A 15,157-nucleotide genomic window follows, 5' to 3' on the forward strand; every position below is an offset into this window, starting at 1 on the left:
CCGTTTCGCCGACGCGCGTCCATCCGGCACACAACACAGCGCAACATCCGTCCGTCATGAAAAAGCCGGTTCTACCGTTGACCTACGAACAGCTCGACCACTGGATCGACTCGTTGCAGCCCGTCCTGCTCGAAGAGCGCTTTGCCGCCGCCGTCGGCATTTTACGGGGCGGCGCGCCGCTCGCGCTGATGGCTTCGCATGCGATCGGCGTGCCCGTCGCGTTTCTCAGCTACGACCGCCGCGCGCGCCACGTCACATGGGATTCGGCGCAGCCGCTGCCGTCTCCGGGCTCGAAGGTGTTGCTGTGCGAAGACATCGCGGGGCGCGGCTTCACGCTGGTCGACTGCATCGCGTTTCTCGAGCAGCACGGCCTGATTGTCAAGACACTGACGGGCGCCTACGACGAAATCAGCCGCATCCGTCCCGACTACGCGAACGACGCGTCAGGCTTTTTCGCGCTGTTCCCGTGGGAGCGGCAAGCCTACACGGACGACTATCGCGAGGACTGGCTGAAGGTCGAGTCCGGTTCCGCCGGGAAAATGGCGGATGACCATGAATACGCCACGTACGCGATCGATCTGGACGGCATCCTGCTGCCCGACGTGCCGCTGTCACGGTATGACGAAGACCTCGCCGCCGCTTTGAATGAGCGCGACGCGCTGCTGCCGTACGAAGTGTTGCCCGACGTCGATTTGCAGAAAGTGCGCGCCGTGATCACGGGCCGGCCGCACGCCGACCTGGCGCGCACGCGCGCGTGGCTCGAGCGGCACGGCTTCGGCCATCTGGAACTGGTGATGCGCACGCCCGACACGCACGACGAAACGCCCGAAGGCGCTGCCGCGCACAAGGCGGCCGCGGCGCTGCGCTGCGGCGTCACGCATTTCATCGAAAGCGACCCGGTGCAGGCGCTCTACGTCGCGAAACTGGCGCCGCTGTTGCGCGTGATCTGGTGGGACGCGCTCAGGCACAAGGGCACGCTGATCGCCGCGTCGGCCTGGCACTGAGTTTGTCCGGCACGCGCGCGCTGGAGGCGGCGAACTACGCCGCCGGCTCCTTCGCTTCGCCCAGTTGCAGATGCCGCGCGGCGCGTTGCGAAGCGACCACGATGAGCTTCATCGTCGCTCGCGTCGCGCCGACGAACAACTTGCGCGCGTTGCGCTCGTCGAACGCGTCGAAATCCACTTCGCTCAGGATCACGCACGGCGCCGACTGCCCCTTGAAGCGGTAGATCGAGTCGAGCAGCACGTCGCCCTCCCGGTACGCGGGATTGCCGAACAGATCGTACTTGCCCGTGAAGCTGCGCAGCCGGTGCGGGCCGAGATGATCGAGCGGCCACAGCACCGAGCCTTCGCGCCCGCGAAACGACAGCACCGCGATGTCCTGCTTGCGAAAACCGAGCGCGAGCGCCTGGGTGATCGCGCGCTTGGTCGCGTCGATACAGCTGTCGGGCATCTGGGTTTCGTCGTAGGTGGAGAGCGAGATATCGGAACCGTCGAACGGACCGCCCGCCGTGAGACTGCCCGCCAGCGGCACCGTCGCGCCGACCACGTTGCGCAGATAGTCGAGGATGTCGCGCGGGCTGCGATAGTTGGTCGATTCGCGCAGCACCGTCCAGCCGGGCAGCGCGACGGGCTCACGCATATAGAGGTTCTGCAGCGGATCTTCGAGCCACCACCACGCGCCGCCCGGCTTCAGCAGCCGTTCGAGTGCGGGCACCCACGGCTGCTGGAAATCCTGCCCTTCATCGACGATCAGCACGTCGTATTGCCAGCGCGCGTCGATCGGCGTCGCGGCGAACGCGCTTTCGAGCTGGTCGAACACGTCGTTGGTCTGGAAGTCCGGCGCGCTGCCGCTTTCGCGCACGATCCAGTCGCATAGCTGGTGATAGTTCGCGACCTTTGCCTCGGGAGGCGCGACGCGCGCGATGTGATCGGCGAGGGGCCGGTTGAAACACACATACAGCGGCCGCGCGCCACGCGCGACGGCATCCTTCATTATCTGCACGGCCAGTTGCGTCTTGCCGGACCCCGCGGTGCCGATCACGCGCAGCCGGAACGGCGAAAATTCCAGCCGCCGCGCCCACGTCGCCAGCCCGCCCGCGAGCCGCGTGACGAGCGTGCCCGCCTGGCCGACGAGCGCGCTCGTGTCGGGCGTGAGCGCCAGTTCGTCGGCAAGAAAATGGTGGATTTTCGACGCGCACGCGAGACGCGGCTCGTCGGCGGGCAGCGCCTCCCGGATCACGTCGATCAGCTTGTCCTTGCGCGTCGCGTCGACGATGCGCGCCGGATTCACGCCCGCAATCGCCGCGTCCCGGACCACGTGATCCGGGCAATACAGCAGTTCCTCGATGAAATACTTTCCCGCGCCGAACGCCGCCGTGAAGCGCCGGTGCAGTCCTTCGATCGTGCGCGCGAGCGCGATCGCCACGTTGCGCTCCGTCTGCATGTAGACCTTGACGAGCCCTTTCGGCGTTTCGCGCAGAAAGCCGGTTTTCTGCTCGACGATCATCACACGCCCCGACGGGCTCACGATCACGAAGTCAGCTTCGCCGAACACCGAGAAACCTTCGTGCAGCCGCGTCCAGTGCACGCCGTGATAGACGGTGTAGTCGCGCGGCAGTGCTTCTTCGAACAGCGCCAGCGTTTCGCGCTCGCGCGCGGCCGCGCCCGTGGTGGCGAGACTCTTCCAGTCGTCGGGGACAATGCGGGCCATGCGCGCCTCGTCAAATTGGGGTGCGCCCATTGTACGCAACGCCCGTAGGGGCTTTTGCAGCGAAAGGAAAGAAAAACCCGCTTCGTGTATCGTAACTGGTTGAACGCCGCGCGAGGCGCGGCTTGCCAATGTAGCTAGAAGAGAAAGAGGATTACCGGATGATTACAGTCTGGGGACGCGCAAACTCGGTCAACGTACAGAAAATCCTGTGGGTCTGCGACGAACTCGTCCTGCCCTATGACCGCATCGACGCCGGCCTGCAGTTCGGCCGCAACGACGAGCCCGACTATCTCGCAATGAACCCGACAGGCAAGGTGCCGACGCTCGTCGATGGCGACTATGTGCTGTGGGAATCGAACTCGATCCTGCGCTATCTGGCGATGCAGTACGGCGCATCCAGCCTGCTCTATCCCGAGGAACCGAAGGCGCGCGCGGGCATCGACCGCTGGCTCGACTGGTCGCTGTCCACGCTGCAGCCCGCCGAGCGCCCCGTTTTCTGGGCGATCGTGCGCACGCCGGCAGGGCAGCGAGACAACGTGAAGCTCGCCGCCGACATCGAGAATGTCGCGAAGCTGTGGAAGCTGCTCGACGGGCAGTTGCAAGGGCGCTTCTTCATCGAAGGCGAGAAGTTCACGCTCGCGGATGTCGTGCTCGGTGCGTATGCGAAACGCTGGTTCGGGCTGCCGGGCGTCGAGCGTCCGTCGCTGCCGAATCTCGAACGCTGGTATCTGCGGCTTGCCACGCGCTCCGGCTTCAAACAATACGTCGATTCCGATCTGACCTGACATCATGACCATCTCGCTTTACGCATGGGGCACGCCCAACGGCCGCAAGATCAGCGTCGCGCTCGAGGAAATGGAACTGCCGTACGCCGTGCGGCCGATCAACATCACGAAGGACGAGCAGTTCGATCCCGACTTCCTCGCGATCAGCCCGAACAACAAGATTCCCGCGATCGTCGATCCCGCGGGACCGGACGGGCAGCCGATCAGCGTGTTCGAATCGGGCGCGATCCTGCTGTATCTCGGCGAGAAAACGGGCAAATTCCTGCCGAAAAGCCTGCGCGACCGCGTGCCCGTGCTCGAATGGCTGATGTGGCAGATGGGCGGCTTCGGGCCGATGCCGGGCCAGGTGCATCACTTCGCGGCCCTCGCGTCCGAAGACGACAAGCGCTATGGCCTCAAGCGCTTTTCCACCGAAACGCGGCGGCTGTATTCCGTGCTCGATACGCGGCTCGGCAAGACGGAATACGTGGCGGGCGAGCTGTCGATCGCGGACTTCGCGATTCTCGCCTGGGCCTGGCGGCATGAACGCCATAAGGTCGATCTCGCCGAGTATCCGAACGTGAAGCGCTGGTACGACATGCTGTTCGAACGACCGGGCGTGAAGCGCGGCTTCGAAGCGAAGCTCGACTGAGACGGTTCCCGCGCCCGACTGGGCGCGCGGCCGGGCGCCCGCGCTACCGATGCGCGATGAACCGTATAATCGGCGGATGAAAAACGCCAAGCCAACTGCCGCCGCCGTCTCCGCTGCGCGGGATCATTCGCACCATGCGCACGACGGGCATCACGCGCATGCCGCGGGTCACGCCCATCCGCACGACGACGATCCGCGTCACGAACACGCGCACGGCACGCCCGCCTCACCCGAAGCGGCGCTCGCGCTGGCCGAAGAATATTGCCGCGAACGCGGCGAAAAACTCACGCCCATCCGCCGCAAGGTGCTGGAACTGCTGCTGACGTCCGGACGCGCCACCAAGGCCTATTCGCTGCTCGACGACATGCGCCAGATTCACCCCGGCTCCGCGCCGCCCACTGTCTATCGCGCGCTCGATTTCCTGCTGTCCGCGGGACTCGTCCACAAGATCGAATCGATCAACGCATTCGCCGTCTGTCACGATCTGACGCAATGCCAGCACGGCATTCTGGTCGTGTGCCAGCAATGCGGGAACGTCACCGAATTGCACCAGCCGGCGCTGCGCGAGGCGCTTGTCGCGCAAATCGAAAACGCGGGATACCGGCTCGCCGGCGACGGGATCGAGCTGAAAGGGCTGTGTTCCGCGTGCCAGGCGGCGCAGGCCGCCGGCAGCTGAATCGCCCCGTAAAGAACCGGCAAGGCGCCGGGGCGCGAGCTTCAGGTCAAACCAGCGGCGCGCGCGCCTATCGCATCGTGCAGCAGCGTCACCAGCGCTTCGGGCGGCGCCGGCTTCGTCATGAAATGCTGGAATCCCTCGCCGATGCTCCGCAGCCGATAGGCTTCATCCGTGTGGCCGGTGAGGGCCACTGCGACGGAAGGGGAATGATCGCCGCGAATCTCGTGATCCCGCACGCGCTGAATGAGATAGAAGCCGTCCATTGCGGGCAGATCGAGATCGCACACGACGGCATCCGGCAACGCCCGGACAGCCGCTTCGACACCCTCTTCCGCATCCGCCACGGCGATGACGTTCGCCCCTTCAGATTCGAGCAGAATCTTCAACGATTCCCTGTTTTGCGGGTCGTCTTCAACGAGCACGATCGTGGTCTGATCGAGCCTCAATACTCCGTTCATCGTGATGTTTTTGCTTGAAAAGCGGGTTATGCATTCTGACGTGGTCATGATGTAACGCATTGATGTACCGCGCCAGCACCGGCAGCGGAAAACAGTTCAACGTTTCTACTCTCGTATGCACGTTCTTACCAACGGATGACGGACGCGCTGTTCGTCCACCCATCTACCCTGTTTCGCGAATTCGTCACTGCGCGCGCTTGAGCCGCGCATGTCCACCACTCGGACTCGATTTTACGCGTCGAGTTGCAGACCACCGTGCGCTTGTCCGCTTCGGCATACACGTTGACGCCGAATGACACCGCTCCATCGTGACGACGGTGCAAGGCGCTCGCGTGACCGTCTGAAGGCAGACTTGCGAAACGCATAACATGAAGCACGATGCGTGCCGCCTGGACGAAGTTTTTCTGAATGTGCGTCAGGTCCGCGCGACGCCATGCGTCAGCAGCGCAACGGCATGACGGGCGATATCGTCGGCCGTCAGCTTGCGGCGCGCCGGGTCGTTGCGCCACATCGACGACGTCGCGAGCGGCAGAATCGTCAGACCGATCACCGACAGAAACACTAGCGACGGCTCCAGTTCCGCATTGATCTTGCCGTCCTTCTGCCATTTCTCGATGTAGGCGATGCCGCTCTTCTGGTTCGTGTCGCCGAAGCGCTCGTGCATCCGCTGCTTGAGCAGCCCGCCTTCGCTGATGACTTCGCGGATCCACAGCGACGGAAACCACGGGTAATCGGCCGCCACTTCGACGAACCGCTCGGCCAGCAGCGCGATGGCCGCGACGGGATCGTCCGGATTTGCCTGGAACGAATCGCCGAGCCGCGCGCGTAACGGCAGGAAGCGCTCGTCGATCAGCACGTCGAGCAGCTGGTCCCGCGTCTTGAAGTAGTAATGCATCATCGCGGGCGTAAAGCCGGCCTCGCGCGCGACCTGCCCAAGCGTCGTATCGACGATACCTTGCCGCGCGAACAGCGCGAGCGCCGCGTCCAGCAAACGGGCTCGCTGCTCCGGGCCGCGCCCGCTGCCGGACGGCCGGCCGGGCCTGCGCGCGCCGGATGCCGCAGCCGGCTGCGCGTGCGCTTCCTCCCCGCCATCAGCTTGCGGCGCATGCTCTATCTGACCCGAATCCCCTGCCGCTTTCCTTGCCATGACCTGTATTTGACGAATGCCGGAATAACGCATATATTAATCTGCGTGTTAATTAATTTCAAGGCGACTTGAACACATCGGAAGCGCAAATGGACAGCCCCACTCTCACTGCCGACACCATGCCCGCAGCCGCCGAGCGCCCGTCTCTGCGCGTGCTGTTTCCCGCGCTGCTGCTGGTGATGCTGCTCGCCGCGCTCGACCAGACCATCGTGTCGACCGCGCTGCCCACCATCGTCGGCGAACTCGGCGGGCTCGACAGCCTGTCGTGGGTCGTGACCGCGTATCTGCTGACGTCGACGATCGTCGTGCCGCTGTACGGCAAATTCGGCGATCTGTTCGGCCGCAAGATCGTGCTGCAGACGGCGATCGTGCTGTTTCTGATCGGCTCCGCGCTCTGCGGCGTCGCGCAGAACATGACGCAGCTGATCCTGTTGCGCGCGCTGCAAGGTCTCGGTGGCGGCGGACTGCTCGTGATCACGATGGCCGCGATCGGGGACGTAATTCCGCCTGCGGAACGCGGCCGCTATCAGGGCGTGTTCGGCGGCGTATTCGGTCTTGCCACTGTGATCGGTCCGATGATGGGCGGCTTTCTCGTCGACCATCTGTCCTGGCGCTGGATTTTCTATATCAACGTGCCGCTCGGCATCGCCGCGCTGCTCGTGATCGGTGCCGTGTTCAAGCCGCGTGTTGCACAGGTGAAGCACACCATCGACTACATGGGCGCGGCGTTTCTCGCGGGCGCCCTCACCTGCGTGATCCTGTTCACGAGCCAGGGCGGCACCGTGTTGCCATGGACCTCGCCGCAGCTGTGGGGCACGCTGCTGCTTGCGTTCATCTGCATCGGCGGATTCATCTATGAAGAGCGTCTCGCCGTCGAGCCGATCATGCCGCTCGAACTTTTCCGCGACCGCACGTTCCTGCTGTCGAGCGCGATCGGTTTCATCGTCGGCGTATCGCTGTTCGGATCGGTAACGTTTCTGCCGATGTATCTGCAGGTGGTGAAAAATTCCACGCCGTCGGAAGCAGGCATGCAAATGCTGCCGATGATGGGCGGCGTGCTGCTGATGTCGATCGTCACGGGACGCATCATCAGCCGTATCGGCAAGTACCGGATGTTCCCGATCATGGGCACATTCCTCGTCGGCGTCGCGATGGTGCTCCTCACCACGCTGAAGCTCACCACCCCCGTTCATGTGATGTATGCGTACATGGCCGTGCTCGGTTGCGGACTCGGCATGGTGATGCAGGTGCTCATTCTTGCCGTGCAGAATGCGGTGCCGTTCAAACATCTCGGCACGGCGACCTCGGGCGCCACGTTGTTTCGTTCGATTGGCGGCTCGGTCGGCGTCGCGGCATTCGGCGCAATCTTTTCGAATGGACTGAGCGCGCGTCTCCAGGCACTGATTCCGCCCGACACGGAATTGCCGCATGCACTCGGCCCCGTTGCCATCCACCACTTGCCGGACGTCCTGCGCAACGACTATCTGCAGGCATTCGCAGGCGCTTTGCATACGGTGTATATCGTCGCGGCTTGCGTCGTAGTACTCGCGTTCGCGCTTGCGTGGCTATTGAGAGACCATCCGCTGCGCCAGCATTAAAGCACGTCGAAAACAGACAAACGCTAGCAAACGCACACACGTCCTGGCACGCGCGAAAGGCGTGCAACCTATTATCGTTGTACTCCACACATTCACAGGCCGGCCTTGATAAGCGCCGGCCTTTTGTTTGAGGACGGCGTTTCCTATGATCAATGTATGCGCTGCTGCGTTGTATTCGCGTCTATGCAAAAACCCTGACGCGCCATCGTTTTCCCCCTGAAATTACGGCGCGTTCGTGTGCGATAGGTAACAACGTCGATTGACGCGACGGGCGAAAGAAACCATATTGCACACACAGCGGCCCCGTAAGAAACGACTGGGCCGGCCGCTACCCAGCGCATGTGGATCGCGAGTTCCGCCGACTGCGAGTTTGCTTCAACTTCGATCCTGAGCATGCCGAAATGGCATCGCATCCAACTGGTTGGGGTTAAGCATGTCTGCTGAAACATCACCTGCCCAGGGCTTTCCAACGCCGTGTACACGTTGCGGCGGCGTGCTGTACCAGCATGTCGATTTCTGCCCGTACTGCGGCGCCGACCATCCTCTCGAACCCGTTCAGCGAAAGCGCGCCGGCACGCAGTTGCGAGCTGTCGATACGCAGTCACCCGCGCCTGTCGGCATCGCCGCCGACTTCGCTGCAGAAGGCGGCGCAGGCATCTCGCCACTTGTTTCACCCGACATTCCGATTCCACCCCTCGATCTTTCTCAGCCGCTCTGGCAAACAGCCGGTCGCTGGATCTTCACGAAAGGCGTCGTGCTCCTGCTGTTCATCGCGGCGCTCGGCTATGCGGGCTATCTGCTGCTCGGCGACAACCATCGGCAAGACTCCGGCAGCGACGAACCGACGAATAGCGCAAGCACATCGGGCGGATCGATTTCGCCGTACACGCCGCCGCCAGCGGCACGCAACGTGCCCTCGACCAACGTGACGAATGTGCCTGTCTCGAAGCCGCCGGCCGCATCCGTTGCAGTGATCGCGCCCGTTGCGCCCATCGCACCGCCGAAGCCGCGCGCGATGCCACGCTATCGTGACGTGCCCGACGCATTGCGCGCGGCGCGCACGGGTCTCGCGCACAACAGTCTCGCGGACGCGAAAGCCGCATTGTCCGATGCTATTTCCATCGAACCGAACAACACTGAAGCGCTGCAGATGCAAAGCGATCTGAAGGACCGCGAAAACAAACGCGATGTCGCGCTCGGCGCGGCGAACAGCTGTGCGAAAGACAAGCTGTGGAGCTGCGTGCGCGATCGCGCATCGCAGGCGCTTGCCATCGATGTCAGCAGCGTCGATGCACAAACGCTGCTCGAACGCGTGATTCTTTCGACGGGCTGGAAACCGTTGACAGGCGCAACCTCATCTTCGTCACCGTCGCCGCGCGCGGCCGCCACGACGACAACGGCGAATACGGCAGCCAACTCCTCAACAACGAACACGGCGTCCGGCAACGCGGCGAGCGCCGGCGGCAGCATCGACGCGCAAATGCGCGCGATCCGCGAATCGGGCTGGAAACAGAAGCCTGCGTCAGCAAACAAACAGTAGAGCACGTCACGCAATCGAGAAAAAGAAACTACTCAACGCATTGCAATGCCTGATGTAACGGAACATGCGCGTCAGCCGTTGGCGCATGCTGTTCAACACACCATAAGGTAGGTCGACCATGCTCAAAACAATACTGACGGGATTGACGGCACTGGTGAGCTTATTGATCGCATCGCTGGCCCTGGCTGCCACAGCCAACGCGCCCAGCGCGCACTACAAGATCGTCACGGGACAGGAGCGCGGCACCTATATCCAGATCGGCGCCGACCTCGCGAAATACGTCGCGCAACCGGCGGGGATCGACCTCGAAGTCATGCCGTCGAAGGGTTCGGCGGAGAACGTGCAGCGCATGCGTTTCGAGCCGGGCGTGAAGCTCGCGCTCGTGCAATCGGATGTGTACCAGGCCTATATCGACATGGCGAATTCCGGCAACGCCGACGCGGGCACGACGATCCGCCCGCTGCGCCTCATCATGCCGCTCTATAACGAAGAGATCTATTTCGTCGTGCGCAACGACTCGCCCATGAAGACGATCAACGAGATCAAGGACAAGGTGATCAGTATCGGCCCGATCGGCAGCGGCACTGCGCAATCGTCGACGACGCTCTACCGCCTGATGTTCAATCAGGCGATTCCCGAACAGAACGTGCAGAGCCTTTCGAACGAAGACGCGATTGCCGCGCTCGTCGTGAAGAAGATCGACGTGGCCGTGATCGTCGCAGGACAGCCGGCCAAGCTCTTCACCGACATGAATCCCGATCTGCTTTCGCAGATCCGCATTCTGCGCGTCGATCCGAACGTACCCGAAACGGCACGCGCGAAGGAAACGTATTTTCCCGCGACGATCCGCCAGAGCAGTTATCCGAACTGGCTGAAAGAAGACGTGCCGACGCTGACGGTGAAGGCCTTTCTCGTGACCTACGACTATGGCCTGCGCGACACGGTGAGCAATCTGAACCGCTTCGCCGATTCGCTATGCGAGAACTTCGACACGCTTCAGGAAAAAGGCCATCCGAAGTGGAAGCAGGTGAAGCTCGAATTGCCGCCGCTCACGAAAGGCTGGCAATACTATCCGCCCATCGAACGGCACTTGCGCTCGTGCATCGCGCGGCGCGCGTCGATGTCGGCGGGTGGCACGTCGGCGTCCATGCAGCAGCAACAGCAGCCGTCCGCGCCCAAAGTTAACAAACGTCCGTGCTCCGATCAGGAACGTCTGCTTTTGCTGTGCGGCAAGTGATATTGCGTTATAGAAACCAGCCTTAAAAAAACGCCACGACGTGCGATGCGTCGTGGCGTTTTTCATTGCGCGGCACCTTTAGCGCGGCTATTGCGCAGACACCATCCCTTCCCAGCCGAGCCCCAGGCTCTTCTGCAAGGCGACATAGTCCTTGATCAGTTGCGCGTCGCTCTGGATACGGTTCTGTTCAGCCGTATAGCGGGTCCGTTCGGCATCGAGCCAGTCGAGCGCCGTCGCCGTGCCCGCGCGATAGCGCTGCTCGGTCAGCGTCGCCGCCAGCGTCGCGGACGACTCGACCGTGCGCAGGCTGACGACGTTCTCCCGTTCATGTCCGTAGCGCGACAGAGCAACATCGGCATCGCGCAGCGCGCCGAGCACCGTGCTTTCATACTTCGCCTGCGCTTCGTCGAATGCGGCGCGCGACTGATCGACGCGAGCCTTCGTGCGGCCGAAGTCGAATGCGTTCCATTGCAGATACGGCACCGTGAGCCACGTGAAATTGTTCTTGCGCACCAGGTGACCCGGATCCGCGGCGCTGAAACTCAGGCTGCCGAACAGCGTCACCTTCGGAAACCAGTCCGCTTCGCGTTCGCCGATCTGCGCGCTCTGCGACGCGAGCCGCCGCTCTGCGGCGCGCACATCGGGACGACGGCGCAGCAGTTGCGCCGGATCGCCGACGGCGATCGTCTGCGGCAACATGGGCAGGGGCGCAGAGGCGTTCAGCATGTCGTCGAGCGCGCCCGGCTCGCGGCCCGTCAGCACGGCGAGTTCATCGAGCGATTCGGCGATCTGCGCGTCGAGCGGAATCAGCGCATTGCGCGTGTTCTCGACCTGCGTGCGCACGCGTTCCACATCCAGCTGCGAGGCGACGCCGCGCGCGCGCCGCTGTTCGGTCAGCGTCAGCACGCGCTCTTCGAGTTCCGCTGACTTGCGCACGATCGCCATGCGCTGCTGCTGATCGCGCAAGCCGACATACGCGCTGCCGATTTCCGCGGCGAGTTGCACATGCGCGTCGGCGAGATCCGCTTCGGACGCGTCCGCTTCCGCCGATGCCGCTTCGACCGCGCGGCGCGTGCCGCCGAACAGATCGAGTTCCCAGCTCGCATCGAAGCCCGCCACATACAGTGCGACGGGACCGCGTCCGCCCGACGAGCCGGAACTGCTGCTGCCCAGCGACGACAGATCGGGTTCACGCGTACGCAGATAAGCCGCACTCGCGCCGACCTTCGGCAGCTCGTTGCTCTTCTGCTGCGAGAGGCCTGCGCGCGCCTGACGCACGCGTGCCTGCGCCGCACGCAGATCCGGGCTGTTGGCGATGCCCGCGTCGATCAACGCCGTCAGTTGCGGATCGCCGAGCGCGATCCACCATGCCGCGACGCTCGGCGCAGTCGATACCGCACCGTCCGGCGCGCGCCTGAAGCTGCTCGCATGCGTCGTCGACGGTGCGCCCTTGTAGTCGGGGCCGACCGTGCAGCCCGCGAGCAGCAGCGTCAACGCCGCCGCGAACGGCGACAGTATCGATCCGACTTGAGAAACACGAGAAAAGCGGCGGCGCGTCACTGCCTCCGTGCGCCCCGCAACAACGCCGCGCTCTCCGGCGGCAAGGTCAAATAGCTTCATCACAGATGTCAATGTCCGGCCGACGGCGTACCCGGTGCCGGCTTCTTGAGAAGAAAAGCGAGAGGAAGGCACAGCAGCAGCGCGACGGCGAGCACGTAGAACGTCTCGGAAAACGTGATCACGCTCGCCTGCAACTGCATCTGCGCCGCGAGCTGACCGAACGCCTGCATCTTCGCGTGGGCCATGTCGCCGTGCTCTGCGAAGAAGCCCGCCGCGCTCTGCGCGATATGCTCCTGGCCAATGAGCGAGTTCGCCGTCACCGACTCGCGGATCATGTCGTCATGAAACGTATTGCGCCGGTCGATGAACGTGCCGAGCAGCGCAAGTCCCACCGAGCCGCCCAGGTTGCGCGCCATGTTGTAGAGACCTGCCGCGTCGCCCGCCTGCTCGCGCGGCACGGCGGCCATCGACGCCTGGTTCAGCGGCATCATCGCGAGCACCTGGCCGACGCCGCGCAGCAGCTGCGACCACGTGAAGTCATCGCCTGCGCTTTGCGCCGTCAGCGAAATGTCGAGCAGACAGCTGCCCGCGAAACACGCGAGGCCGCCCATCACGAGCAGACGCGTATCGACGCGTCCCATCAGACGCGGCAGCACGGGCATCATCAGAAACGCGGGCAGACCCGACATCAGCATCACCGCGCCCGACTGTTGCGCGTTGTAGCCCGCCACGCTGCTCAAGAATTGCGGCAGCAGGTACGACACACAATACAACCCCGCGCCGACCGTGAAGACGATGAAGATCACGCTCGAATAACGCGCGTTGGCCAGCAGTTTCAAGCGCACGATGGGATGCTTCGACACGAACTGTGCGGCGATCAGGAGCGCGATGCCCGCGGCGGCGACCACGCTCAGCCAGACGATCATCGACGATTCGAACCAGCGCTCGCGCTGCCCTTCTTCGAGCACCACGGTCAGCGAACTCAGACCCGCCGCCATCCCGACGATACCGAGCCAGTCGGCGCGCACGAACTGCTGCCAGTCGGTGCGCGCGGTGTCGAGACCCGCGACGAGCAGCACGACGAGCGCGACGCCCACGGGCAGATTCAGGAAGAAGCACCAGCTCCAGTCGATGTTCTCGGCGAGCCAGCCGCCGACCACGGGGCCCAGCAACGGCCCGAGCAGCACGATCAGTCCGAACATCGTCATGCCGATCGGCATCTGGTGACGCGGCAGCCGCGTCGCGACGATAGTCTGCGCCGTCGGGATCATCGCGCCGCCCGCGAAGCCCTGGCCGATCCGGCCGACGATCATCTGCGGCAGGCTGTGCGACATCCCGCACATGATCGAGAACAGTGTGAAGAGCGTCGCGTTGCCGAGCAGAAAATTGCGCAGCCCGAACACGCGCGTGAGCCACGCGGCGAGGGGAATCATCACGATTTCGGACATCAGATAGCCCGTCGAGATCCACGTGCCTTCCGTGCCCGTTGCGCCGATCTGCCCTTGAATCTGCGGCAGCGCGGAGTTCGTGATCGAGATATCGAGCGTTGCCATCAGCGCGCCGAGCGCGCCTGCGGCGACGGCCGTCCAGTCGGCGGCACTCGCGTTGGCGGGCTTCGCGGCCTGAGCGTGAGTCTGTGCTTGCGATTGCACGGCGGCGTGCTCAGCCACGGTTGTTCTCGTGCGCGACGTGCGCCTCGTTTTCGCGTTCGATGCTCGCTTCGTTATTGCGCGCGTTGCGCGTGTCGACGTCGACGTTCACCGACAGGCCCGGCAGCAGCACCTTGCGCGTTTCCGGCCCGACGTCGAGCTTGATGCGCACGGGCACGCGCTGCACGATCTTCGTGAAGTTGCCCGTCGCGTTCTGCGCGGGCAGCAGCGCGAATTGCGAACCCGTGCCCGGCGAGAAGCTGTCGATCGTGCCGTGCAGCTTCGCGCCCGGCAACGCGTCGACGCGCAGCGTGACGGGCTGCCCTTTGCGCATCATGCCGATCTGGGTTTCCTTGAAGTTCGCCACGAGGTAGACGTCCTGCACGGGCACGATCGTCATGAAGCGTGTGCCCGGCTGCGCGAATTGGCCGACGCGCACGCTGCGGTCGCCGACGCGGCCGTCGATCGGGCTCTTGATCATCGTATCCTGTGCATCGAGCTGCGCCTGGCGCGCGCTGGCTTCGGCAGCGGCCAGTTGCGCGCGCGCCTGCTCGATCGCTGCGTGGGTCGTCGCAATCTGGCGTTCGGCGCTTTGCAGCGCGGCGGCGTCTGCCGCGCGTGTCGCGCCGGCCTGGCGCTGCGTGTTGCGCAGATCGGCGACGCGCTCGCTGGTTTCTGCACCCGTCGCGGCGAGCGGCTCGTAGCGCTTGACCTGATCGGCGGCGTGCGCCTCGTTCGCGATCGCGCCGTCGAGCTGCGCACGAGCCTGCGCAATGGCCGCCTGCTGCTGCGCGATTTCCGCTTCGCCGCGCAGGATGTCGGCATGGCGCGCAGCGATGGTCGCGTTCGCCTGTTCGAGCACGGCATCGTACTGACGGCTGTCGAGCCGCACCAGCGGCTGGCCGCGCGTGACGCGCTGGTTGTCGCCGACCAGCACTTCGGCCACGTAGCCCGATACCTTCGGCGCGACCGTCATGCCGTCGGCCTGCAGGTAAGCGTCGTCCGTGCTTTCGATGAAGCGCCCCACCGTCCACCAGTGCGCGCCCCACGCAATGGCGCCGAGCACGGCGACGCCGCCGATGACGAGAAAAACGCCCTTCTTTCTGGACCGTTGCGCGCCCGCGGCGCGCCCCGATTCCTCAACGGGCAAGGTGGCTGACATGT

General features: G+C 64.1%; 13 protein-coding genes. 7 read left to right on the plus strand and 6 right to left on the minus strand.

The genetic code is table 11. The annotated features are described in order from the left end of the window. Positions 1-56: 56 nt before the first annotated feature. Positions 57-1,004, plus strand: a complete 948-nt coding sequence (locus FRZ40_RS18670; RefSeq protein ID WP_028367781.1) for a phosphoribosyltransferase — start codon at positions 57-59, stop codon at positions 1,002-1,004. Positions 1,005-1,038: 34 nt separating this feature from the next. Here the strand turns inward: FRZ40_RS18670 and FRZ40_RS18675 are convergent, their stop codons facing one another. Beyond that, positions 1,039-2,712, minus strand: a complete 1,674-nt coding sequence (locus tag FRZ40_RS18675; protein WP_147235105.1) for an ATP-binding domain-containing protein — start codon at positions 2,710-2,712, stop codon at positions 1,039-1,041. A 158-nt stretch (positions 2,713-2,870) separates the two neighbouring features. Here FRZ40_RS18675 and FRZ40_RS18680 point away from each other — a divergent pair, with 158 nt between their 5' ends. From FRZ40_RS18680 to FRZ40_RS18690, 3 genes are all read left to right on the plus strand, one after another. Next, positions 2,871-3,497, plus strand: a complete 627-nt coding sequence (locus FRZ40_RS18680) for a glutathione S-transferase family protein (RefSeq protein ID WP_028367779.1) — start codon at positions 2,871-2,873, stop codon at positions 3,495-3,497. A 4-nt stretch (positions 3,498-3,501) separates the two neighbouring features. Further along, the gene (locus FRZ40_RS18685) at positions 3,502-4,128 is read left to right on the plus strand and encodes a glutathione binding-like protein (RefSeq protein WP_028367778.1); all 627 of its coding nucleotides are present in this window, start codon (positions 3,502-3,504) and stop codon (positions 4,126-4,128) included. A 76-nt stretch (positions 4,129-4,204) separates the two neighbouring features. Next, complete coding sequence (locus FRZ40_RS18690; RefSeq protein WP_147235106.1) at positions 4,205-4,804, plus strand: Fur family transcriptional regulator; 600 nt, start codon at positions 4,205-4,207, stop codon at positions 4,802-4,804. A 41-nt stretch (positions 4,805-4,845) separates the two neighbouring features. Here the strand turns inward: FRZ40_RS18690 and FRZ40_RS18695 are convergent, their stop codons facing one another. Then, on the minus strand, positions 4,846-5,310 hold the full coding sequence (locus tag FRZ40_RS18695; protein ID WP_035542398.1) for a response regulator: 465 nt from the start codon (positions 5,308-5,310) through the stop codon (positions 4,846-4,848). Positions 5,311-5,677: 367 nt separating this feature from the next. Then, entirely contained in the window at positions 5,678-6,409 is a 732-nt protein-coding gene (locus tag FRZ40_RS18700; protein WP_240057226.1) for a TetR/AcrR family transcriptional regulator, read from the minus strand. Between the two features lie 89 nt (positions 6,410-6,498). Between FRZ40_RS18700 and FRZ40_RS18705 the strand changes: the two genes are divergently transcribed. From FRZ40_RS18705 to FRZ40_RS18715, 3 genes are all read left to right on the plus strand, one after another. Then, positions 6,499-8,007 carry an MDR family MFS transporter gene (locus FRZ40_RS18705; protein ID WP_147235108.1) on the plus strand — a complete coding sequence of 503 codons (1,509 nt, stop codon included), beginning with the start codon at positions 6,499-6,501 and terminating at the stop codon, positions 8,005-8,007. 433 nt (positions 8,008-8,440) lie between these two features. Then, positions 8,441-9,547: a zinc ribbon domain-containing protein gene (locus tag FRZ40_RS18710; RefSeq protein ID WP_147235109.1), complete on the plus strand. Its 1,107-nt coding sequence runs from the start codon at positions 8,441-8,443 to the stop codon at positions 9,545-9,547. A 118-nt stretch (positions 9,548-9,665) separates the two neighbouring features. Then, complete coding sequence (locus FRZ40_RS18715) at positions 9,666-10,784, plus strand: TAXI family TRAP transporter solute-binding subunit (RefSeq protein WP_028367772.1); 1,119 nt, start codon at positions 9,666-9,668, stop codon at positions 10,782-10,784. An 87-nt stretch (positions 10,785-10,871) separates the two neighbouring features. On the opposite strand, the gene FRZ40_RS18720 is transcribed toward FRZ40_RS18715, so the two are convergent. From FRZ40_RS18720 to FRZ40_RS18730, 3 genes are read right to left on the minus strand one after another with little or no spacing between them, the layout of a single operon-like run. Then, positions 10,872-12,404, minus strand: coding sequence for an efflux transporter outer membrane subunit (locus FRZ40_RS18720; RefSeq protein ID WP_240057227.1), 1,533 nt, complete (start codon positions 12,402-12,404; stop codon positions 10,872-10,874). A gap of 8 nt (positions 12,405-12,412) precedes the next feature. Further along, complete coding sequence (locus tag FRZ40_RS18725) at positions 12,413-14,014, minus strand: MDR family MFS transporter (protein WP_193567015.1); 1,602 nt, start codon at positions 14,012-14,014, stop codon at positions 12,413-12,415. Further along, positions 14,007-15,155: an HlyD family secretion protein gene (locus FRZ40_RS18730; RefSeq protein ID WP_147235110.1), complete on the minus strand. Its 1,149-nt coding sequence runs from the start codon at positions 15,153-15,155 to the stop codon at positions 14,007-14,009. Before FRZ40_RS18730 ends, FRZ40_RS18725 begins: the two co-directional genes overlap by 8 nt. Positions 15,156-15,157: the final 2 nt, after the last annotated feature.

Origin of the sequence: Paraburkholderia azotifigens (assembly GCF_007995085.1) — a bacterium.
GTDB lineage: Bacteria > Pseudomonadota > Gammaproteobacteria > Burkholderiales > Burkholderiaceae > Paraburkholderia > Paraburkholderia azotifigens.